This is a genomic window from Fibrobacter sp. UWS1, from assembly GCF_002300445.1.
Lineage (GTDB): Bacteria > Fibrobacterota > Fibrobacteria > Fibrobacterales > Fibrobacteraceae > Hallerella > Hallerella intestinalis.
In genome coordinates this window covers 767,950-788,986 of record NZ_NSGW01000002.1, presented here as the reverse complement: position 1 = coordinate 788,986, position 21,037 = coordinate 767,950, and the positions used below count along the sequence as shown (strand labels likewise).

The window sequence follows — 21,037 nt, the reverse complement described above, 5'->3', positions numbered from 1 at the left end:
TTAGTAATACGTTTGTATATTAAGTGCATGAACATCACGGAACACGCACTTGACAGAATGTTTGAAAGAGGATTTACTCCCGAAATGCTTGGGAAGTTCCTCGCATCCGGCTACAGGGTGCTCGCCGCCAACGACGGACGCTACAAGATGGTCGGTGTCGTGGACGGTGTTTCGTGGACACTCATAGTCGAATCAGACATGTACACGGTGGTCACCGTGAGACGGTCGCACGGAGGTGAAGCATGACGAAGGATGAACTCAAATTAGGTTTGCTTGCTGCAGGCCATTCCGTTGTCAAAGACAACCTGTCAAAGGATGAACTGGAAGACGTCGAACGCGAGCTTGACGATACCGTAGGAATCGACGACGAGCGCATGGCCGAACTCGCCGCAAGAGCGAAGTCCGCTCTATCCACAGGACGCAAGCGAATGAGGATGGTGTCTCTTAGGCTCGACGAAGAGACTATAAGCAGAATGAAGGCCAAGGCCGATGAGATGGGAATGCCGTATCAGACGGTAGCCAGAAACGTACTCAAGGCCGCGTTTGCGTAGGTTAGCTGTAAATCCGGAAATGTCGCCAGGCGGGCGACACGGTTCTGCTTGAAAAGTGGGGAATTTTGATGAAATCCGAAAGCAATTCACAACCAATCAGAATTCAGAACACGCACGCAGACGCACAGGAAATCGCCAAAAGGCTATAAAAACTCGCATAGACGATGCCAAAAAGTGACCAGTCGCAAAAATTTTAAGTATTTTTTTACCGAGGTGTTTAAAATGGGAATACTCACGGACAAGGACATCAAGGAGCTTCAACATTCCGATCATCCTCTCATTGTTGATGGATACAATCCGGACAACGTCAAGGACGTATTCGTCGATATGACCGTCGGCTCCATTTCAACGGAATCGAAGAGCCTTAACTGGTTCGATCTGCTTCCGGGGACATCCGCAATTGTAAAAACCGCAGAAACATTTTCTGTTCCAAAGGATTGTGTGGCCTTCGTTCACGAAAGAACGTCTGTTTTTAGGACAGGGCTTTCCATTTCTGGCTCATCGCCGCTCAAGCCGGGATTCCGTGGATCGTGCTTCATCCGTATTACGAATCTTGGCGATAGGACCGTCAAGCTGGAGGCAGGAAACCCGCTCGCGCAGGTCTGCTTCCACAAGATTGGCGACGTTCCGGATATGACCTATGACAAGCAGCCAGAAAACCATTTCCAAGACGAGAACGAATACAGGGGGCTTAGCGGATACGGTGCCGAATACTCCCGTTTCCTTTCCGAAACCTAGCCTTCCTTGCCTCCTCTGCGGCCCTTCTTGCCGCCTTTTCCGCCGCAATCCTTTCGGCCTCTGCCCTGCGAGCCTCTTCCTTGGCGTTTTTCAGTGCCTCTGCGGCATTTTCGCGTTCGGCCTGTTCCCTTGCTATCCTTTCGGCTTCCGCGCGTTCCTGCGCTTCCTTTTCGGCCTTTTCGGCTGCCTTGCGCTCCTCCAGCAGGTCGGAGTCCTTCACCTCGTAGTCGCTCTTGACTTTTGCAAAAATATTGTATAGATTTGTCTATGCACTGGGCTGAAAAGTGCCCGGAGTAACTGGTAGCCGGCATTTTATTGTCGGCTCCCTTAATTCATAACGCTTCCCAAATGCGTTTAATGCTGATATAATGGACTTCCTTGTCGTTCGATATGAAATAAAATCCGTCAAACAAAAAAGGATACCGATATTTTGTGTTTGCTTTTTTTGCCATTATGAATTTCCCTTTCATCATTTTTAACACATCCGATACAGTGTAATCCCTGGAAGTCTCCAATACGGCGATTTTAGCCTTCTTCTCGCTAGCATCTTTCAATCTTTCCCAAATCTGTTTTATTTTCCCTGTAATAAACTTCAACTCGCCAAACTCTCCATCGATGACGGCATCGGGATGTTTCTCTCCAAATTTGTTCGTATCTCTTTCAGGAATCAAATATACGGAATGGCCAGATGCTGCAAATATGGAAGCGGTCAGCAGTTCTTTTCTTAAAATTCCTTCTCCGTTTCCTTGCAACGCCTCTTCTTTTCGTCTTTTGGAGACGAATACGCCACGTTCTTGTTTCCATGTCTCATTTGGGAATCTCTCATTCGCGAAAAGCGAAGAAAGTCTTCGGTTCAATGCTTCTATCTGTTTGTTTTGCTTTTCGACAACCGCATTTAATTTTATTGACTTCACATCGTTACGTTCCGCCTCCGCCCTGCGAGCCTCTTCCTTGGCGTTTTTCAGTGCCTCTGCGGCCTTTTCGCGTTCGGCCTGTTCACTTGCTATCCTTTCGGCTTCCGCGCGTTCCTGCGCCTCCTTTTCTGCCTTCTCGGCTGCCTTGCGCTCCTCCAGAAGGTCGGAGTCCTTCACTTCGTAGTCGCCGTCTATCTCCGGGTCCCACATGACCATGGAACAGCGGCACTGGAAGTCCGTTCCCGGATGGCCGTGGTACATCGACCCAGTGCGCTGGTGCTCCACGGGGTGCAATGGCCGTTCCGGGTTCTGGTCGAAATATACGCCCCCGTCAGAGACGGAGCAGATGCGGTCGTTCATCTCGGCGTGGCTCTCCCGCTCCCGCCCGTCTATCGTCGTCAGCCACTTGTAGTACTGGATGCCCGTGCTCTTGTATGTCTCCAGCGTCACGCGGCTGTTGAGCTTCCCCAGCTCCGTACGGGCGATGAGTTCCGCCCGGTGCTTGAATTGAGACGGCAGCTCTTTTTCGATCGCCTTTTCCAGCTGGTGCTTGTTCCAGCCCGCCTGTTTCGCACCGGCGACGATGACGGCCATCCGCGTCTTCTTCTGCGCGCAGGCCGACTTGCAGAGGTCCTGGAACGTGGCGTGCCACTCGTTCAGGACGCTTTCCGCCGTTCCCGGCGGGTAATACGGCGCGCCGATGATCATCTCGGACTGCCTGCTGAAGTTCTCGTGCGCCTTGCTGTCCGTCCGTCGGGCGATTTCCATCAGTTCGGTTTTGAATTTCTCTGACAGCTCCGGCTGGCTCTCGAAGAGGTCGAGCTGTTCGTCGGCGAAGGTGGAGAACCCGGACAGGGCCGCCTCCAGGAATTGCCCGTATATGCGCATGAACTCGGCCACGGTCTTCTGCTGCAGCTCCCGTTCCAGCCCCCTTGGGTAGAACTGCTGGGCGTTCATAGTCGGCCTGCGTCCTCGCTTCTTTCCAGCCGCCATGGCGGCCCGTGCGTATTCCTGGAATGCTCCCATCCGTCAGCCCTCCGCGTCCACAGAGAGTTCGAACGAGTGGCCGTTCTCGTATCCGGAGGCGGCGTACTTTTCCTGTTTCGCCCATGTACGTGAATACTCCCGCACCCGTGACGCGGATGCGCCCTTCGAGGTAGCCCTCGCTGGTACGGCGGAGTACGTTTGGCGGAAAAATCGCAAAGTCCTGAAAATTCATCGTGAAAAAAAAATAGCGGCTTTCCTGTAAAAAATCATAAAACACCAAAAAACACCAAAAAAGCCGCCGGCGGCGCGCCGGAGGTTCCTGCAAAAAACGCCCGGATTATTCCGGGCGGCATCCGCAATCCGTAGAATCCCTACTTCGCCGGAAGCATCGAGAACTTCCGCAGGTCTTTCAATGCCTGCAGGCAGTCCTTCGTGTCGTCCAGCATCCGGGATGACGAGAATTTCCCGCCGTTCTCCCGGATTTCAGACGCGATGCATTCCAGCTTTGCGCAGGTGGGCACTTTTTGGCATTTTTCCGGAGAGTTTTTATTCTTTTTAGTGCGTTTCGGTGCTTTTCAGTGCATTTGTTAGTTTTTGCGTGACGCCTTGATAATAAATGGCTGCTTTCATTTTTGGCGTTTTTCGGATAAAATTGCAATATGCAATTTCGGATTTTCTACTTTTGTCCCCATGATAGAATCCATTCTTTTAGGTCTTCTCCAAGGTCTTGCCGAATTTCTTCCTATTTCCAGTTCCGGGCACCTCGTTCTCGGCAAACATCTGCTGGGAATGCACGAAGCGGGCATGTTCTTCGACATTATGCTTCACGCGGGAACCCTGCTGTCCATTTTTGTCGTATTCCGCAAAAAAATTCTCGGCATTCTACTCGGCTGCCTTCGTCGGAATCCTGCGCAGCTCCGGGAAGCGGGCTACATCGTTCTCGCGTCTATCCCAACGGCTGCCATCGGTCTTGGATTTAAGGACGCCCTAGAATCGCTCTTCGAAAACCCTAGGGCAGTTTGTGTGGCGATTCTTTTTACAGGAACGCTTCTCTTCGCCTCCAAATGGGCAAAGACAGGAGCCAACCACCCCGAAGAAACGGGCGTACAAATGAACTGGTGGCGAGCGCTTGTCACGGGAACGGTTCAAGGCATCGCTTGCATTCCCGGCATCAGCCGCAGCGGTTCCACAATTAGCGCTATGCTATTCCAAGGCGTGAATCGAAAATATGCGGGCGAGTTCAGCTTTCTCATGAGCATTCCGGCAGTCGGTGGAGCCGCCCTGCTGGATCTTGTAAAATGGTTCAAATGCCAGACTTTCAACCCTATTGAAAATCCCGCGCTGGTGGAAAAATGCGCCAACAGCGGAGAGTTCACTCTCGCTCTGCTCGTCGGAATGCTGGTTTCGTTCCTCTTTGGCATCATCGCCCTCAAATGGCTAATGAACTTTGTACAAAAAGGCAAGTTCCACGTTTTCGCCTACTACCTTTGGACGGTGGGCATTCTCGGACTTTTCTTTATCGGGTAAAATTCTTCAAGATCTAAATATTCTTTTCGTTGCGAATTTGCAAGCTCATTGAATTTTCTTATCCATCTGTTTTGCCATCTTGAAAACCAAACGGCAGCCAGAATTTCAACGCTCGTAAAAAAAATATGCTAGCCCCGAAACGGCTTTACAAAATCCACCATCACACATGCCATCAACGAGTCGAGAAATCCCCGGCTTATCACGCCTATCGAAATCGCCAATGCGCTGGATATAAATCTTTCAGAACTCTTGGATTTATGCAGCCTTGAAAATATCCCAGCCCAGAACGTCAGAGCGAAAAACATAAGAAGCAAGCGCTAGTCATTTTTTTGCAGAAATTCCTCTGAATTCTAGCGACGGCAAAATCATTACAACGAATGCGGCCCCGCACCTTGCATCACTTTTTGCGGCACATCTTCGGCTTTGTCTAATTCATATTCGTAAGGCACCGAATCCAAAGTAACAGGAGTAGCTATCAAAGTATAGGGATCCGTGGTAATGTAGCGTTCTCCTAAGGCTCCGACATCTTTATTTCCCGTCACATTGTCGTATTCATTATTTCGAGCCACAATATTTGCGTAGATATTGTACATAAACAAATGCGGACTCTGTACCTCTTTAAAATAATTTCCTTCGATGAGAACCGATGCGTAAGAACCGACACCGATACAATATAAATTGCCAGGCGCATGATAATAATTATTGAAAACATGGGCGTTCCCGTACATCACGCGCGGCATACGCTCGTTCACCAGAGTGCTGAACCAGTTGTGGTGATAAGTGACTTTCAACTTGCCATAATCTTCTGGATGGTCGGCGGCACCGCTGCCAATCAAAGCGTTCAACCGGTGCGGATGATTTTTGTCGGTGTACCAAAATTTCACCCAAGAGACTGTGACATAACTGGATTGATTTGTAATATCCAAATTGCCATCTTCCGCATCCCAGATATTCAAGTGCGAAAGAAAAACATGATGCGAATTATTCACGGCAATGCCATCGCTTGGTCCCGGATTCGGGTAAGTACCGTGAATATTCAAATTGTAAATGATGACATTAGAAACTCCCGTGATGGCCAGCCCGCCATAAATAGTTGCCGAACTGTCTTTTCCCATAATGGTTTTATTCGCTGCGATGCGCAAACCGTAACCGTCTCCATCTGTAGTTTTAACCGTTCCCTTGACGACAACGACCTTGGCTTCCGCCGCCTGAACCGCCTTTTTGAAATCCGCAAAAGAAGAAACTTCAACCGTGTCCCCTCCCTCGCCGCCTGTAGTCACGCCGTTCACCATAGCATAACCATCCGGTACGATTTTCGGAATTGTTTTTTGGACAATGCGAAAAGAACCCTGCCGCTCTACCGCATTATATTCGCCGACAACTCGAATCGTATAAACATATAGGCCCGTGTCCGCTTCCGCTTTTCCCGAAAACGATATTGTCGATTTTACCGAATCCGTGACGGCCAAAATACCCGCGGGCACACCGGTAATTTTTATTTCTTTAGCATTGGGGCAATCAAAAAAATATTCCGTAATTGGCGCTCCCTGTTCCACAATTTGATTAGAACTTCCTGCTCCACGTTTTAAAATAGCCGCCAGCGGCAAAGAATCCAAAACAATGGAAAGCGAATCCACCGGTTGCGACACGACAAACGACTGCGACAAAAATCCCTCTTTAGAAACCACAAGCGAATCTTCAAAAATAGAGGTTTTCAAAAACAAGCGCGGCAAAGATTCGGAGGAGGCGTTCAAAGACTTCATTTCCAACGACGAACGCACAAAACGCCCTTTTAAATCAAAATTTCCCAGACGAACAAAACCATCTTTGAAAACGGGTTTTAAACGAGGATTTTCTACCGCAAAATTACTTTGACGCAAGACATCCGTTTCTTCTTGAAAGAGCAAAAAGTAGCCATTGGAATCCGTATAAGCATTCAAATGATTTTTCACTAAACGAACTTGGGCGTTTTCAATGGGAAAGCCCGCCAAATCTGCAACCATTCCCTCTAAGCGAATCTGCGGCGTCGCCATCGCAAATGTACAAAAGAAGGCAAGTAAAACGATAAATTTCCAAAACATAAAAAATCTCCGCATTTTCCCATAAATTATTTTCAACAACAAACACCAGAAAACTCCCTTCTATTTTCAGTTGTCCGCTGACAACTCTTCAAAATTTTAGGAATTATATACGCTCCTCCAAAGAGGCGCAATAAATTTTTTCACTTTTGAATCTGTAACCATAACGAGCAAAGATTGAATTTCTCATCATTCGCAATTCACTTTTCGTATAGCTGGATAATTCAGATTCATCAAATTGGCGTGAAGACAACTTTTTAAAGAGATTTTTATCAATCCCTTGTTGCGATTTCGTTGCAACTGTTCGCTCTTGATTTATATAACCTATTCTATTTAAATGTACAAACGAAGATATTTGCGGTTGAGTCATCCAAATAGCAACACCAAATATCGCGGCCTCTATAAATACAACCAGCAAGGCAATACCGGAACGATCCGTTTTCATTCCTATAATGCAATTGACTACCACAGAAACTGTACATAAAATAACGAACATCATCAATTCATTCTTATACGCAAGGCAACCCGCAAGTACAAGAATTATGTTCACGACAGAAAAGACATGGCCTCCTAAAGAACGAATGTGGATTGAATATTTCGTGGAGAAGCCAACATATCAATTTTAATGGAGCAGTCAAAATATTAGTTTGGCAATTCATGATTTTCTCATACATGCCATCCTTTTGCTCGCGAGCCCTGTCTGTAAAATTTTCATATTGACTTTCACTCCAAAATTCCCCAGAGGATTGACGTGACTTTCTTGCTATGTCCCTATTTTCTTTACGGAGATTTTCCATTTCCCGGCGAAGCTTATCATTTTCAGACTTATGCCGTTCTTCCGCACGGCGAGCACTACGCTCGGCTTCACGTCTTCTATTTTCTTCTTGACGTTTCGCTTCTCTGCGTTGCTCCTCGTCACGCCTTGTCCTCCGCTCATCTTCACGTCTTCTGTTCTCTTCCTGACGTTTCGCTTCTCTGCGTTGCTCCTCGTCACGCCTTGCCCTTCGCTCATCTTCCCGCCTTCTATTTTCTTCTTGACGTTTCGCTTCTTTTTTTTCTTTTTCACCTGGCCACCATTCTGGCGGATTTATCCCTGTAAACGTTCTGTTTATAGAACAATGTTTTATTCCTGGGTTTCTCGCTAGAAAGATTTCACGAGCTTTCGATTCATTGTTAACAGGCAGTTGTTCATACATTGGAATGGAAGCATCAATTTGGTATTTAACCCACATCATAAATCATATCTCCTTTGGAAGATGGTTTAAATTTCACCCCTAAGATCAGTCATTTTTTGGGTGATACCATACTTTTTTCTTAGGTCATTTCCCCCATTATGCTGTTGGTTGAAAATGCGGAGATAAGTTCCCCCAATTTCCTTCGTTTCTTCACTATCCAGTTTGTCGTGCTCAACCAATCGATATTCAATCTCTAGTCCGTCAATAAAATCATTTGTTCTCTTTTCTAAATTTTGTTCGCCGTAAATCTTTTTTACAACGGCTTCCACGCTATTGCGAAATGTAGAATGCGTTTGAACCGGGAACTTTCCGAATGGTGGATAGGATAGACCGGGGAACGTCCGGGGTTTCCGCCGGGATGCGTTGGCGTTCCTCTTGCATATAGATCTTCCGATTGGCCAGATTTTTCCGTTCCTCCTCGGACAGATCGTCAAAAGAAAATATCTCGCCCTTTTCCATTTCCATAGATGCGAGATGCTCCCGGAAATTTTCGGCTTCGTCCTCGGTTTGGAAAGGTTTTGAGACAACATGGAAATACCGGTCCTTGTCCTCGCCTTTTTCGACCACATAGGAAGGGATTCCCAAATCGGCCAGATGTTCGACTATCTTTTGCGCCTGATAATAAGAGCGTTCCTTTTTGACCGAAACAGCATAGGGCTTTTTTCCGAGACCTTTTCGATTTCGAAGCACCCCGCCAATACGCCCAAAACAAAACCTGCACAAATAATCTGCCGCATTCCCCGAAACGCCGTTTTGCAGCCAGCAGCAAAAGTAATCTTTCTAGAAAGTTCAAAAATGCTTTTCGATATTTTCACAACCCAAAAACGTAAAAAAAAAACAGATTGTCAAGATATTTTGAAAAATTTTATTTTCATTGCGTTTTGAACGCATCGCCGTCCGGAATCCCGGAAAGGCGACATTCGCCGCACGCACGCCTTTTCTTTTTCTACATTTACCCTATGTTTTTAGACGAAAAGACCATCGAAGTGCGTTCCGGCAAGGGCGGAAACGGGCTCAGCAGTTTTCGACGTGAAAAATTCGTTCCCCTCGGCGGGCCGGACGGCGGCGACGGCGGCAAAGGCGGAAGCGTCATCCTGCGGGCGAACGAGCAATACACCACCCTTTTGGACATGGGCAACCTGCACGTCTATAAAGCCAAAAACGGCGAAGACGGCGGCCCATCCAAAAGCACTGGAAAATCCGCCAAAGATCTGATTGTCGATGTTCCCTGCGGAACCCTCGTCAAGGACGGCGACGGGCACATTCTAGCGGACCTTACAGAACCGAACCAGCGCTGGATTGCCGCCAAGGGCGGGCGTGGCGGACTCGGCAATGTCCATTTTGTAACTCCCGCACTCCAGGGGCCCGAAAAAGCGACCCAAGGGCAACGAGGCGAACGTCGGGAACTCCATCTGGAACTCAAACTCGTCGCGGATGTCGGACTGGTCGGCTTTCCCAACGCCGGAAAATCCTCCTTGGTAAACAAGATTTCCAGTGCCCGCCCCAAAGTCGGCGACTACCCCTTTACCACTCTGGAACCGATTCTCGGCATCATCGCCGAAAATTCCCGAAGCTTTGTCGTCGCCGATATTCCGGGCCTTATCGAAGGCGCCAGCGAAGGTAAGGGACTCGGGCACGAATTTTTGAAACACATCGAAAGAACCTACGCGCTCCTCTTCGTCATCGACGCCTTTGACGAAAACGCCTGGAAAAATTTCCAGACCCTGCGCAAGGAACTCAAAAAGTTCCACCCCAAACTTGTCGAAAAGCCCTACGCCATCGCCCTGAACAAATCCGACCTGGGAATTGAAAAAGCGGAAAAAGCATTCTCCGCCAAAAAAGAAAAATTCATTTCGACTTCGGCAATCACCGGCGACGGCATTTCGGAACTGAAACGGATACTTTCCCAACTTGTTCCCGACAAGCGCAAAAAATCGTTCGGCTGGGGAAAATAAAATGAAAGCGTCCAAAAACAATTTGACCAAGAAAGACATCGTGGAAGAGATCGCCTCCCGCGCCGGGCTTGCACAAGTCGATACGAAAGTCATCGTGGAAAATTTTTTGGATGCGATTTCACAGGCTCTCATCAACGGGGAAAATATCGAACTGCGCGGTTTTGGCCGATTCAAACTCCGGATGCGTGGAGCGCGGAAAGCGCGAAACCCGCGAACAGGCGAACCCGTCGATGTCAAAGCCCAGATTCGCCCCGTTTTTGAAGCCAGCCGGGAACTGAACAAAATTTTCGATTCCAAGTCTTCCGACAGCGAATTTATCGAAAAAATAGAGAACGAAGACGGATATGGCCAATAATCAGAATATTTCCAAAACGCCTACGATAGTCAATCGCAAAGCGCAGCACCTCTACTTTATCGAAAGCCGCTTTGAAGTCGGCATTGTACTCGTCGGTTCCGAAATCAAATCCATCCGGGCTGGCAAATGCAGCTTCAGCGAAGCCTGGGTCGAAGTTTCCAAAGACAAAAACGAACTCTGGCTGGTCGGCGCGCATATCGACGAATATTTTTTCGCGAAAAGATTCGGGCACGAACCCCAGCGCAAGCGCAAATTGCTCGCGCACGTCTCCGAAATCCAAAAGATGCGCAAAGCGACGGAACTGAAAGGGCTCACTCTGATTCCTTTGAAACTCTATTTTAAACAACGATACGCCAAACTCGAAATAGGAATATGCCGAGGCAAAGATCAAAGAGACAAGCGTGCGGACGTCATCGCCCGGGACGAAAAGCTCGCCATCGCGAGAATCGTCAAAGCCGGTGGAAGGCACTAGTCCTCGCCCTGTTCGTTCTTTTAGGCTTCTCTTACGGAGAGGACGGCAGCGTGCGCCTTGCCAAAAAGAACGGCGTCTGGATGCTCGCCATCGAAGAGCTTTCCAAAGCGGAAGGGCTTACGGCCACGCTGGACCCGACCTTGCGCCGATTCAAAGCCGAAGGCAAAGATTTTTCATGCTCGTTCGTTCTCGGATTTTCCTACATCTACGCCAACGGGAAAGCGCTCCGGCTGAGCGAAGCTTCCACTTATGAAGAAGACGCCGTATGGACTCCGGCCAAAGAAACCGCCGACATTTTTAGCGCGGCTTTTTCCAAAGCCTATCTTCTTGACACCGCCAATCAAATTCTGAAAATTCCGGTCCAAGAAACCGTCGAAAATTCTAGCGTAGTGGTCCAGACGCCTTCCGCCGCGGCTCCGCAAACCGAGCAAGTTCTTTCAAAACCCGAGCCGCCCCCAAAAGCGCAAGTGCCTGAGGCCCAAGCCAAGGCAAATGCCTCGCCAACGCCAAAAACAAAAACGGAATCGCCCTCCAAATCCACGTCCGTCGCCCCGAAAAAGAACGCACCCGCCGGATCCCGCGAAGTCAAGACCATCATCATCGATCCCGGACACGGTGGAAAGGACCCCGGAGCCATCGGGCTGATTTCAAAGGAAAAGGACATCGTTCTAGCCGTCGCCCTAAAACTGAAAAAAGAACTTTCCGCCAAAGGATTCAGCGTCAAACTGACCCGGAGCACCGACGTATTCATCCAGCTCTCCGAACGTCCGCAACTGGCGAACAAATGGAACGGCGACCTTTTCATCAGCTTGCACTGCAACGCCATCGACGGCAACAAGGAACGCAAGAAAAAAACAAAGGGATTCCGAATTTACGTGCTGCGCGACCCAGAAAGCGAAGAAGACCGCGCCATCGCCCGGCGGGAAAACAAAGTCGCCAAGACCTACGGCGATAAAAATACCAAAGACGAACTTTCGCCCCTCGACTGGCTGAAAATCCAGGCCCGCTTGGAGCAGTACAAACACGCAAGCTACATCTTTACCGAAAAAGCGATTCACACTTACGAAAGCGGGAAAATTTCTAAAATGGGTTCGGGTGCCGGCGGTGCGGGATTTATGGTTCTGGTCGGGGCATTCATGCCAGCCACTCTTGTCGAACTGGGATTTATCAGCAACCCCGAAGAAGAAAAATACATGAATTCCGAAAAAGGCCAGCAGGAAATGGCAAAGCGACTGGCCCAAGGCGTCGAAGCCTATAAAAAAGCGATCGACGAATATCTGAAAACGCTATCGCGATAATCGTCTGCGAAGCGGTGGAGGTGCGCTCACGAACAAGAAAGCCTCTCCTTCTGACCAAAATGGAAAGGCTAGTTGCCTGCAGTTAGTGCTCTGTGTTTAAGGGGCACGCTATTTCCTAATCATTTGTGACTAATCACCAAATACTTTTTCCTCGATGCCGGTTAGTTCGCTTCGGCTTCGCTTGCTTCGGAGCCACTCGGCAACGGCAGCAACTGGTTTGTGTGCTTTCGGCTACGCTCAGAAACCGAATTAAAATACGTTTGGCAACCGCGGTTAGTGAGCGAAGTCGAACTAACCAACTAGCTGCCCTTTGACAAGTTCAGAGACCTTCAAGAAACGATATTTCGCGATCCAAACACTTTTCTTGTTTGTACGTTCCAGCGCAATTTCTCGCTTTATTTGGGTAAAGTAATCCCCATCATCGTCATTGCGAACGTTGCGATTACGACACTTGGCCACTTGTAGTCCAAAAGACGTGATCCACTGCGTGGAAAAGCAATCTTTTTCAAAGGGAACGACATTCTAGAGCAGAAACTTTTCGCAAAGTGAATTTTTTTCACAGGCTGCTCTCACCTATTAAAAAGTCGCCCCCGCTGAAGCTCATTCAATTCCATCTGTTCTAGAATTATTCCGAGAACGTAAACGGAATCGTTACCGTCGTATTTCCCGACTTGACCTTGCTAAAGGTCCAGTGCTTTACCGTATTCTTCACCGCCTTGTCGAATTCAGCAAAGCCTGTCGACGAAGAGGCGACGGAGATGCTGATAATATCGCCGCCCGAAGCAATCGTGAAGCGAAGCGTCACCTTGCCCGAGAAACCCGGCTGTTTTTTCAAGTACTTGTTGTAGATATGACGAAGGCCCGGCGTACGCTGACGGACAACTTTCATAATATCCGCCACAGAACGAGAGCCTCCAGAACCCATATCAATATCACGAGCCGACGGCGTCTTGATATTGCCCTTGGCACGTGTAGCTATGCCGCCACCGCCTCCACCGAGAAGTACACCAAGCCCATCGTAACCATCGTCAGTCGCGTGACGGCTATCGCTCAAAGAGTTTTTCCCCTCCATCAAACCATCCGAAGTTTTCCGGATTTTCGTCTTCGGGAGTTTCCTGCCATCATAAGGTTTCACCTTGTCATTTCCAAACTGCTCATGGAAAGAATTGCGACACATCGAGCCATTCGCATCTTTCACGTTCTTTTCATCAACAAGAATTCCCAATTCATCGTACTCTGAAATTATCGCTAAAGACCGACCGGGTATGCATGCTATTTGTTTCATCAGAATTACATCGCCGCATAGAATGATCTCGTTCCCGTCAGAATCCTCTTCTACATAAAAAGCAGAACACTGGCGTTCAGCATACCGCTCGCTCAATAGTTCTCGACTATAAATATATTGACGCATGGATTTCGTATTAAATATCACTCCGTCGAGATCCTCATATCCAATACATTTATAGGTTACCCCTTTGGAAACGCACTGATTGGGAACGCCTCCCGTGGACTTCACAAAATCATCAAGTTCATAATAAATCGGCTCCGAAGCAAAAACCAGGGAAATCAAACAAAAAATTGAAGGGATTAGGCATTTCATTCCTATAATATAACCATTTTCTTACGTTTTGCCGTATTTTCTAAACCCGTATTTCACCGTTCCGCGTGGCAGCCTGAAAAATAAATCAAGCAGCGCATACCCGCTGGAACGAAGACGTAGAATGCGGCTTTTGAACAATTCAATAAGCCCGACAAAACCGAACCCCCAAAACACAATTTTCAAAACATAAAAATCGCCCCGTTAAAAACGGGGCGATTTCCACATTCTTTGCCAAGCTAAATGCCAGAGAGGTCGCGAACGGCTCCTTTGTCTGCGCTGGACGCCATCTTCGCATAAGCCTGCAATGCTTTGGATACAAGGCGGTTTCGCTTTTCCGGCTTCCAGGCGTTGGCCCCGCGGGCTTCCATTTCTTTTCGGCGGTCAGCAAGTTCCGCATCGGTAAGACCCACATTGATCGTGCGATTCGGAATATCGATTTCGATCATATCGCCCGTCCGGACAAGCCCGATATTGCCCTTATTCGCCGCTTCGGGAGAAGCATGCCCAATGGAGAGGCCGCTCGTTCCGCCCGAAAAACGCCCATCGGTCAAAAGCGCACAGCTCTTTCCCAAATGGCGACTTTTCAAATAGCTCGTCGGATAAAGCATTTCCTGCATTCCGGGGCCGCCTTTGGGACCTTCGTAACGGATCACGACAACATCGCCCGCTTTCACCTTGTTCCCGAGAATCCCTTCGACCGCTTCTTCCTGGCTTTCAAAAACGATAGCCGGGCCGGTAAACTTCAAAATGGATTCATCAACTCCCGCGGTTTTCACAATGCAGCCGTCAATCGCCAAATTGCCGTAAAGAACCGCAAGTCCGCCATCTTTGGAATAAGCGTGCGCCCCATCGCGGATGGCGCCATGTTCCCTATCCAAATCCAGCGAGTCGTAATGGAAATTTTGCGAGAACGCCGAAATGTTAAACTTCCGGCCCGGTCCCGCGAGATAGCGATTTTTCACCTCTTCCGAAGGATTTTTCATCACGTCATTTTGATCAATAGCGTCGCCAATCGTTTTGGCATGCACCGTAAGCGCGTCGCGATGTATCAGTCCCATGCGATCCAGTTCCGCCAGAATTCCCAAAATACCGCCAGCGCGGTTCACGTTTTCCACGTGAATATTGTGCACGGTCGGTGCCACCTTGCAAATGCACGGCGTGTTGCGGGAAAGGCGGTCGATATCCTTCATGGTAAAATCCACCTGCGCTTCCTGAGCCACGGCGAGCAAATGGAGCACGGTGTTCGAGCTGCCGCCCATCGCAATATCCAAGCGCATCGCATTTTCAAACGCCTTCTTTGTCGCAATGGAACGTGGCAATACGGATTCATCGTCTTCGTCGTAATAGCGATGGCAAAGTTCCACAATGCGGCGGCCCGCCATTTCAAAGAGCTTTTTCCGTTCCGCGTTGGTCGCCACAATCGTCCCGTTTCCGGGCAGGCTAAGTCCAATCGCTTCCGTCAGGGAATTCATCGAGTTGGCGGTAAACATCCCGGAGCAGCTGCCGCAAGTGGGGCAAGCCGCTTTTTCAATCGCCGCGGAATCCTCGTCGGAAATGGAATCGTCCGCAGAATCGATCATGGCGTCAATCAAATCCAAAGCCCTGTCCGAGCCATCCTTTTGCGTGACATGCCCGGCTTCCATCGGACCACCCGAAACAAACACCGCCGGGATATTCAAACGCATCGAAGCCATCAGCATTCCCGGAGTCACCTTGTCGCAGTTGCTAATGCAAACCAGGCCATCCGCACAGTGGGCGTTCGCCATGTATTCCACGCTGTCCGCAATCAATTCGCGAGAAGGAAGGCTGTAGAGCATTCCGCCGTGACCCATTGCAATGCCGTCATCCACGGCTATCGTATTCATTTCTTTGGGAATGCCTCCCGCCTTGCGAATCTCCTCGGCGACAATCTTGCCGACTTCGCGCAGGTGGACATGCCCCGGAACAAATTCCGTGAAGCTGTTTACAATAGCGATTACAGGTCTTCCAAATTCTTCGGGCTTTGTGCCTGTCGCAATCCAGAGCGCACGAGCGCCAGCCATTTCGCGACCATCAATCGTCTTTTTAGAACGCAAATCTTTCATGTTTTACCTCTTGTAGATTCCGCAGAAATTATAGAAAACTTGATAGAACAAATCTTTGATACAGATTTTTCACGCCTATTTTGGCGTCTCTAAAAATTCATTTTCCAATCGGTTGCAGCCCTTCGATTAGTTCGACAAACGGTTGCTGAGCCTGTCGAAGCACACGAATCACTATTTCTTCTCCAAAGCAATTTTTTAGAGGCCGCCTTTTTATAGATTATACACTATGAAAGAAAAAATTCTGCAATACATCAAAAGTTTCAACTGGAAACTGCTTTTCATATTTGCAGCCGCCTGCATCCTCCTAGCCATCATCAACAATTTCCGAGTCGGCGAAGATCGCTCCGTCGAATGGATTGGCACGCAGAAAGTCATGGAAAAACCGGAGGGCTTTTAATGCGCAAGCACATTTTTGCCGCCGCTCTCCTGCTGATTGCCACTTTTCTTGTCGCCGTTTCCGTCGCCGAAGTCGCATTCCCGGAATCCTTTTTGACTTTTACCGATAAAGAATTTCTCATTGAAAAATTCCCCAAAATCTGGAAATACAACATCCACGTTGGATTGGCTTCGCTGGCGCTCGGCATATTGCTCGTCGTCCCCGCCTACAGAAAGGACAAGGATTTTACCATCAAAGGTCTGGAAACCCTGTTCCGAATCGGCATCGGCGGCATGTTCGTCTTCGCGAGCATTTTCAAAATCCAGGATCCCAAGCAATTCGCCACCCTGGTCGCGCAATATCAGTTCTTGCCGGACTTCATCAACAATTTTTTCGGCCTGGTCTATCCGCAATTTGAATTGTGGTTCGGGCTCGCCATGATTTTTACGCCATTCATCAAGGAATCCGCCCTGGCCATTTTCTGGATGTTCGTCTCGTTCATCATCGCGCTGACCTGGGCGCTCGCCCTGGATTTAGGAATCACCTGCGGCTGCTTTGAACTGGAAGGCGCGCAAAGCAAAAGCGAAGCGTGGACCGCCCTCATCCGCGATCTGATTCTCATCGGCCCGACATTCTGGCTGACGCTCCGCCCGAACCGGAGCATCATCGGCATCTGGAAAAAATAAGTTCCCAAATGGATTCTTTTGCCAAGGTGAAAATCGGGCGAAATGAAAATTTGAAAAAAACTTGGGCGTGCCCCGCCTTGCGGGTCGGCGAGCTACGGGCTAGCTTCCAGTCGGTGCTTCGCACTGGCGCGAAATTTTCCAAGGCAAATCCCGCGCCACCCTCCGCATGCCTCACGCGATAAAGCAAAAAAATATTTTCCCGCGCAGACTTTCAAAACGGAAAAGCCGGGGAATCGCCCTCTCAAGCAACAATATGATTGGCACGGTTATTGCATATTTGTTCGCGAAATCAACAAGAACCCGGCGCAACGTCTCATTTTGAAACACTGCACCGTATAAAATGGAGACACTAGAACATGGCAACCGAAAAAAAAGAATTTCAAACCGAAGTTCAAGACCTGCTACATTTGATGATCCATTCCTTGTACAGCAACAAGGAAATCTTTCTCCGCGAGCTGATTTCCAACGCCGCGGACGCCCTTGACAAACGCCGCTTCCTCTCCCTTTCCGATGCGAGTTTGCTCCCCGTCGGCACCCAGCTGCAAATCGATCTTTCCGTAAACAGCACCAACAAAACGCTGACCGTCGAAGACAACGGAATCGGCATGAACAAGGAAGATCTGATAAGCTGCCTCGGCACCATCGCCCGCAGCGGCACCAAGCACTTTGTGCAAAATCTGAAAGACGCCGACAAATCCAGCGTGGATTTAATCGGACAGTTCGGCGTCGGCTTTTATTCCGCCTTTATGGTCGCAAACAAAGTCGAAGTGCTTTCACGCAAAGCCGGCGAAGAATCCGGCTATCTTTGGAGTTCGGACGGAACGGGTTCCTACGAAATTTCCGATATGCCCAAGCAGGAAGTCGGCACAAAAATCACCCTCTACTTGAAAGACGGCGAAGACTTCCAGGAATTTTCCTCGGAATGGAGCGTGGAATCCATCGTCCGCAAATACAGCGAGTTCGTTTCCTACGGCATTTTCCTGCACCACGAGCCGACGAAAAACGACAAAGGCGAAATGGAGACAAAAGAACCGACGCGCCTGAACGACAAGCCCGCTCTTTGGCGTCAAAGCGAAAAAGAAATTTCCGAACAGCAATACAAGGATTTTTACGCGACGGTTTCCCACGAAGGCGGCGAGCCTCTGGCCTGGAAGCACTCCCACGCCGAAGGCTCCCAGGAATTCTGGACGCTGACTTATATTCCTTCCAAAGCACCGTTCAACATCTGGCAGAACGACCGCATCAACGGCTTGAAGCTTTACGTCAAGAAAGTCTTCATCATGGACGACTGCAAGGATTTGCTCCCGCCGTGGCTCCGCTTTGTGCGCGGCGTCGTCGATTCCGAAGATCTGCCGCTGAACGTCTCCCGTGAAATTCTCCAGTCGAACAAAATCATCACGACGATTCGCAAACGCGTCATCAAGGACGTTCTCGACAAACTTTCCGAAATGCAGACCCAGAATCGGGAAAAATACGAAGCCTGGTGGAAAGAGCTCGGCATGGTTCTCAAGGAAGGCTTCTACATGAACTGGGAACACTTGGACGAACTCAAAAAGCTTACGCTTTTCAAATCGACAAAATCCGGCGACAAGTTCACAAGCCTTGAAGAATACGTGAAAAATATGCCGAAGGAACAGAAGGAAATCTACTTCCTCATCGGCGAAAACAAAGAAGCGATTTCGGCAAGCCCGATTCTCGAAGCCTACAAGAACAAGAATTTTGAAGTCCTGCTCCTTTCCGATCCGATTGACGAATTTATGATGAACGCCCTCACCGAATTTGAAGGGAAAAAATTCCACGACATCAGCCGGGGAGACGTGGATTTCGAAAAGACCGAAGAGGAAAAAAAGTCGGAAGAAGCTTCCAAAGCGGAATACAAGGATCTTTGCAGCGAATTGCAAAAAATCTTGGACGCAAACATCAAGGAAGTCCGGGTGTCCAGCCGTCTGAAAGACAGCCCCTGCTGCCTCGTCACCGACGAAGCCGCAATGAGCCACCACATGGAACGCATGATGGCCGCCATGGGACAGGGAGTCACCAAGTCCAAGCGCATTCTGGAAATCAATCCGAATCATCCGATTTGCAAAATGCTCAAGGACAAAACAGCCAATAAGGAAGCCCTGGAAGACTGGCCGAAAGCCCTTTATGGACAAGCGGTTCTTGCCGAAGGTTCCCAACTGGAAAATCCGGGAGAATACGTTCAAGCCATCACAAAGCTGCTTTCCGCCCAAATTCACTAATCGTCAAAAATACAAACACACAATGCCGTCTTATATTTCTATATAAGGCGGCATTTTTTTAAGCAGACCGCCATTGCGCAAAATGGCAGAAATAAAGCACCTCCTTTCAACATACCTTATGGCAACTGAAATGACCCGTTCTGAAAACCGTTGGATTTTAGCACAAAAGCAACTCAAAGAAATCTTTGGCTTCACCTCTTTCCGTCCTGCGCAAGAAGCCGTTATTCGCCAGATTTTTGAAAATAAAGACACGCTAGCCCTCTTGCCAACCGGCGGTGGAAAATCGATTTGCTACCAGATTCCCGCGCTGGTAAATCCGGGAACTTGCATCGTGGTTTCTCCCTTGCTCGCCCTTATGAAAGACCAGGTGGACAACCTGCGAGAAAACGGAGTTGCCGCCGCAGCGCTCAACAGCCAACTTTCCAAAGAAGAGAGCGCACGGATTCGAAGCGAAGCCATACAAGGCAAGCTAAAATTGCTTTACCTCTCACCAGAACGCATTCATTTTGAAATGCACCAGATGCTGCCCAAAATGAAAATTTCGCTATTCGCCATCGACGAAGCGCATTGCATTTCTCAATGGGGACATGATTTTCGCCCCGAATATGCCGAATTGCATGCCCTGCGTACACAATTTCCCCAGATTCCGCTGCTCGCCCTAACCGCCACCGCCGATTCTGCAACGCGCAATGATATTCTCGAACAGCTTTCCATCCCTAAAGAAAATACGATTCTTTCCAGCTTTAACAGGCCCAATCTCCATTTAGCGGTAAAGGTCAATTACCGCAAGCGCGAAAAAATACAGCAAATCATCCGTTTCATTCAAAACCACAAAAGGGAATCCGGAATCATCTATTGCCTTTCTCGACGAGGAACGGAATCCGTAGCCAAAGAACTTTCGCAAAACGGCTTTCGGGTTGCCGCATACCACGCCGGCCTGGAAACCGAAGAACGCATCCGCATACAAGAAGATTTTTTGCACGACCGCATCCAAATCATCTGTGCAACAACGGCTTTTGGAATGGGAATCGACAAGCCCGACATCCGCTTTGTTATCCACTTCAACACTCCCAAAAATATGGAAGGCTATTACCAGGAAATCGGAAGAGCCGGACGGGACGGAATGCCTTCGGACACTCTCCTTTTTTATTCCGACAGCGATATGGTTCAGCTGGCCAAATTTGCGGAAGAAAGCGGAGAACAAGAACTTCAAATTGAAAAATTGCACCGCATAGAACATTATGCGACAAGCCCCATTTGCCGTCGGCGCATTCTCTTGAGCTATTTCGGGGAAACTTTTGACCACGACTGCAACAACTGCGACATTTGCGAGCACCCGCCCAAGCGTTTTGACGGAAGCATCCTTGCCCAAAAAGCCTTGTCCGCCATTTTTCGCACCCACGAAAAAGAGAACTCTCAAACCATCATCGATATCCTCTGCGGAAAACGCCACGCGGCAATTCTAGAAAAGCACTACGACGCATTAAAAACTTTTGGAGTTGGAAAAACGACTCCGACCGCCAAGTGGGCTGCCTATCTGATGCAGCTCATTCATTTGGGTGCCATTGAAAAAAGCTACGCACCCAGCCAGCATTTGTCCATTACGCCTTTCGGAAAGGACATCCTTTTTGGCAAGAGGAAAATTGAACTGGCATTGGTTCGCGAACAAGAAGAACTTTCCAAGCCGTTTCTCGTCGAAAAATCCAGACCTTCCAGCAAAGACGATTTTCTTTTTCAAGAACTGCGTCAGCTCCGCATGGAGCTGGCCCAAAAAGAAGATGTTCCGGCATATATGATTTTCAACGACAAAGTCCTTTCAGAAATCGTACGCCAAAAGCCCATCTGCATGGAAGAATTTGCCGATATTCCCGGAATCGGTTCGTTCAAGCTCAAAAAATACGGGCAGATTTTCGTTCAGAAAATCTGCCAGCTGTTATAAAA

Annotated in this window: 21 protein-coding genes; 12 read left to right on the top strand and 9 right to left on the bottom strand. The window is 48.8% G+C overall.

Annotation, left to right across the window (positions count from 1 at the left end; genetic code table 11):
- Positions 1-27 precede the first annotated feature (27 nt).
- From BGX14_RS13580 to BGX14_RS13570, 3 genes are all read left to right on the top strand, one after another.
- Entirely contained in the window at positions 28-246 is a 219-nt protein-coding gene (locus BGX14_RS13580) for a hypothetical protein (protein WP_073306174.1), read from the top strand.
- Positions 243-551, top strand: coding sequence for a hypothetical protein (locus tag BGX14_RS13575; RefSeq protein ID WP_073306175.1), 309 nt, complete (start codon positions 243-245; stop codon positions 549-551). The genes BGX14_RS13580 and BGX14_RS13575 overlap by 4 nt, the downstream gene beginning before the upstream one ends.
- 222 nt (positions 552-773) lie before the next feature.
- A complete protein-coding gene (locus BGX14_RS13570; protein WP_073306176.1) occupies positions 774-1,289 on the top strand; it encodes a hypothetical protein in 516 nt (171 codons plus the stop codon).
- Here BGX14_RS13570 and BGX14_RS13565 read toward each other — a convergent pair.
- On the bottom strand, positions 1,243-1,509 hold the full coding sequence (locus BGX14_RS13565) for a hypothetical protein (RefSeq protein ID WP_073306177.1): 267 nt from the start codon (positions 1,507-1,509) through the stop codon (positions 1,243-1,245). The genes BGX14_RS13570 and BGX14_RS13565 overlap by 47 nt on opposite strands.
- 112 nt (positions 1,510-1,621) lie before the next feature.
- On the bottom strand, positions 1,622-3,229 hold the full coding sequence (locus tag BGX14_RS13560) for a minor capsid protein (RefSeq protein WP_095880164.1): 1,608 nt from the start codon (positions 3,227-3,229) through the stop codon (positions 1,622-1,624).
- A gap of 651 nt (positions 3,230-3,880) precedes the next feature.
- Between BGX14_RS13560 and BGX14_RS13555 the strand changes: the two genes are divergently transcribed.
- Entirely contained in the window at positions 3,881-4,717 is an 837-nt protein-coding gene (locus tag BGX14_RS13555) for an undecaprenyl-diphosphate phosphatase (protein ID WP_073306188.1), read from the top strand.
- A 368-nt stretch (positions 4,718-5,085) separates the two neighbouring features.
- Here the strand turns inward: BGX14_RS13555 and BGX14_RS13550 are convergent, their stop codons facing one another.
- The 5 genes from BGX14_RS13550 to BGX14_RS13530 form a co-directional block, all read right to left on the bottom strand.
- Entirely contained in the window at positions 5,086-6,798 is a 1,713-nt protein-coding gene (locus BGX14_RS13550; RefSeq protein WP_158223335.1) for a polysaccharide lyase family 1 protein, read from the bottom strand.
- Between the two features lie 103 nt (positions 6,799-6,901).
- Positions 6,902-7,240 (bottom strand): YARHG domain-containing protein, encoded by a 339-nt coding sequence (locus BGX14_RS13545; RefSeq protein ID WP_158223334.1) that lies wholly within the window; start codon positions 7,238-7,240, stop codon positions 6,902-6,904.
- A 64-nt stretch (positions 7,241-7,304) separates the two neighbouring features.
- Positions 7,305-8,030, bottom strand: coding sequence for a hypothetical protein (locus tag BGX14_RS15380; protein ID WP_143394259.1), 726 nt, complete (start codon positions 8,028-8,030; stop codon positions 7,305-7,307).
- A 26-nt stretch (positions 8,031-8,056) separates the two neighbouring features.
- Positions 8,057-8,299 carry a hypothetical protein gene (locus BGX14_RS13535; protein WP_073306183.1) on the bottom strand — a complete coding sequence of 81 codons (243 nt, stop codon included), beginning with the start codon at positions 8,297-8,299 and terminating at the stop codon, positions 8,057-8,059.
- Between the two features lies 1 nt (position 8,300).
- Positions 8,301-8,720, bottom strand: coding sequence for an SPOR domain-containing protein (locus tag BGX14_RS13530; RefSeq protein WP_073306184.1), 420 nt, complete (start codon positions 8,718-8,720; stop codon positions 8,301-8,303).
- A 269-nt stretch (positions 8,721-8,989) separates the two neighbouring features.
- Here BGX14_RS13530 and obgE point away from each other — a divergent pair, with 269 nt between their 5' ends.
- The 4 genes from obgE to BGX14_RS13510 are packed head-to-tail and all read left to right on the top strand — an operon-like array spanning position 8,990 to position 12,110.
- Entirely contained in the window at positions 8,990-9,985 is a 996-nt protein-coding gene (gene obgE, locus BGX14_RS13525) for a GTPase ObgE (protein WP_073306189.1), read from the top strand.
- A gap of 1 nt (position 9,986) precedes the next feature.
- Positions 9,987-10,340, top strand: a complete 354-nt coding sequence (locus BGX14_RS13520) for an HU family DNA-binding protein (protein WP_095880161.1) — start codon at positions 9,987-9,989, stop codon at positions 10,338-10,340.
- Positions 10,330-10,812 (top strand): SsrA-binding protein SmpB, encoded by a 483-nt coding sequence (smpB, locus tag BGX14_RS13515; RefSeq protein WP_095880160.1) that lies wholly within the window; start codon positions 10,330-10,332, stop codon positions 10,810-10,812. The genes BGX14_RS13520 and smpB overlap by 11 nt, the downstream gene beginning before the upstream one ends.
- Positions 10,813-10,862: 50 nt before the next feature.
- On the top strand, positions 10,863-12,110 hold the full coding sequence (locus BGX14_RS13510; RefSeq protein WP_233126557.1) for an N-acetylmuramoyl-L-alanine amidase: 1,248 nt from the start codon (positions 10,863-10,865) through the stop codon (positions 12,108-12,110).
- 625 nt (positions 12,111-12,735) lie between these two features.
- Here BGX14_RS13510 and BGX14_RS16215 read toward each other — a convergent pair.
- Both BGX14_RS16215 and ilvD read right to left on the bottom strand, forming a co-directional pair.
- Positions 12,736-13,680 (bottom strand): AgmX/PglI C-terminal domain-containing protein, encoded by a 945-nt coding sequence (locus BGX14_RS16215; RefSeq protein WP_233126556.1) that lies wholly within the window; start codon positions 13,678-13,680, stop codon positions 12,736-12,738.
- A 266-nt stretch (positions 13,681-13,946) separates the two neighbouring features.
- Entirely contained in the window at positions 13,947-15,794 is a 1,848-nt protein-coding gene (gene ilvD, locus BGX14_RS13500) for a dihydroxy-acid dehydratase (protein ID WP_095880159.1), read from the bottom strand.
- A gap of 226 nt (positions 15,795-16,020) precedes the next feature.
- Between ilvD and BGX14_RS15645 the strand changes: the two genes are divergently transcribed.
- The 4 genes from BGX14_RS15645 to recQ all read left to right on the top strand — a co-directional run bounded on the left by BGX14_RS15645 (position 16,021) and on the right by recQ (position 21,035).
- Positions 16,021-16,191 (top strand): hypothetical protein, encoded by a 171-nt coding sequence (locus BGX14_RS15645; RefSeq protein WP_158222070.1) that lies wholly within the window; start codon positions 16,021-16,023, stop codon positions 16,189-16,191.
- Positions 16,191-16,856, top strand: a complete 666-nt coding sequence (locus BGX14_RS13495; RefSeq protein ID WP_073302567.1) for a MauE/DoxX family redox-associated membrane protein — start codon at positions 16,191-16,193, stop codon at positions 16,854-16,856. Before BGX14_RS15645 ends, BGX14_RS13495 begins: the two co-directional genes overlap by 1 nt.
- 356 nt (positions 16,857-17,212) lie before the next feature.
- On the top strand, positions 17,213-19,096 hold the full coding sequence (gene htpG / locus BGX14_RS13485) for a molecular chaperone HtpG (RefSeq protein ID WP_073302563.1): 1,884 nt from the start codon (positions 17,213-17,215) through the stop codon (positions 19,094-19,096).
- Positions 19,097-19,226: 130 nt separating this feature from the next.
- The gene (gene recQ / locus BGX14_RS13480; RefSeq protein ID WP_095880375.1) at positions 19,227-21,035 is read left to right on the top strand and encodes a DNA helicase RecQ; all 1,809 of its coding nucleotides are present in this window, start codon (positions 19,227-19,229) and stop codon (positions 21,033-21,035) included.
- Positions 21,036-21,037 lie beyond the last annotated feature (2 nt).

What these genes read in the sequence shown, in the direction of transcription:
- BGX14_RS13580 (WP_073306174.1), top strand. Translation starts at nt 28, where the DNA reads ATGAACATCACGGAACACGCACTTGACAGAATGTTTGAAAGAGGATTT.
- BGX14_RS13575 (WP_073306175.1), top strand. Translation starts at nt 243, where the DNA reads ATGACGAAGGATGAACTCAAATTAGGTTTGCTTGCTGCAGGCCATTCC.
- BGX14_RS13570 (WP_073306176.1), top strand. Translation starts at nt 774, where the DNA reads ATGGGAATACTCACGGACAAGGACATCAAGGAGCTTCAACATTCCGAT.
- BGX14_RS13560 (WP_095880164.1), bottom strand. Translation starts at nt 3,229, where the DNA reads ATGGGAGCATTCCAGGAATACGCACGGGCCGCCATGGCGGCTGGAAAG.
- BGX14_RS13555 (WP_073306188.1), top strand. Translation starts at nt 3,881, where the DNA reads ATGATAGAATCCATTCTTTTAGGTCTTCTCCAAGGTCTTGCCGAATTT.
- BGX14_RS13550 (WP_158223335.1), bottom strand. Translation starts at nt 6,798, where the DNA reads ATGTTTTGGAAATTTATCGTTTTACTTGCCTTCTTTTGTACATTTGCG.
- BGX14_RS13545 (WP_158223334.1), bottom strand. Translation starts at nt 7,240, where the DNA reads ATGAAAACGGATCGTTCCGGTATTGCCTTGCTGGTTGTATTTATAGAG.
- BGX14_RS15380 (WP_143394259.1), bottom strand. Translation starts at nt 8,030, where the DNA reads ATGATGTGGGTTAAATACCAAATTGATGCTTCCATTCCAATGTATGAA.
- obgE (WP_073306189.1), top strand. Translation starts at nt 8,990, where the DNA reads ATGTTTTTAGACGAAAAGACCATCGAAGTGCGTTCCGGCAAGGGCGGA.
- BGX14_RS13520 (WP_095880161.1), top strand. Translation starts at nt 9,987, where the DNA reads ATGAAAGCGTCCAAAAACAATTTGACCAAGAAAGACATCGTGGAAGAG.
- smpB (WP_095880160.1), top strand. Translation starts at nt 10,330, where the DNA reads ATGGCCAATAATCAGAATATTTCCAAAACGCCTACGATAGTCAATCGC.
- ilvD (WP_095880159.1), bottom strand. Translation starts at nt 15,794, where the DNA reads ATGAAAGATTTGCGTTCTAAAAAGACGATTGATGGTCGCGAAATGGCT.
- BGX14_RS15645 (WP_158222070.1), top strand. Translation starts at nt 16,021, where the DNA reads ATGAAAGAAAAAATTCTGCAATACATCAAAAGTTTCAACTGGAAACTG.
- BGX14_RS13495 (WP_073302567.1), top strand. Translation starts at nt 16,191, where the DNA reads ATGCGCAAGCACATTTTTGCCGCCGCTCTCCTGCTGATTGCCACTTTT.
- htpG (WP_073302563.1), top strand. Translation starts at nt 17,213, where the DNA reads ATGGCAACCGAAAAAAAAGAATTTCAAACCGAAGTTCAAGACCTGCTA.
- recQ (WP_095880375.1), top strand. Translation starts at nt 19,227, where the DNA reads ATGACCCGTTCTGAAAACCGTTGGATTTTAGCACAAAAGCAACTCAAA.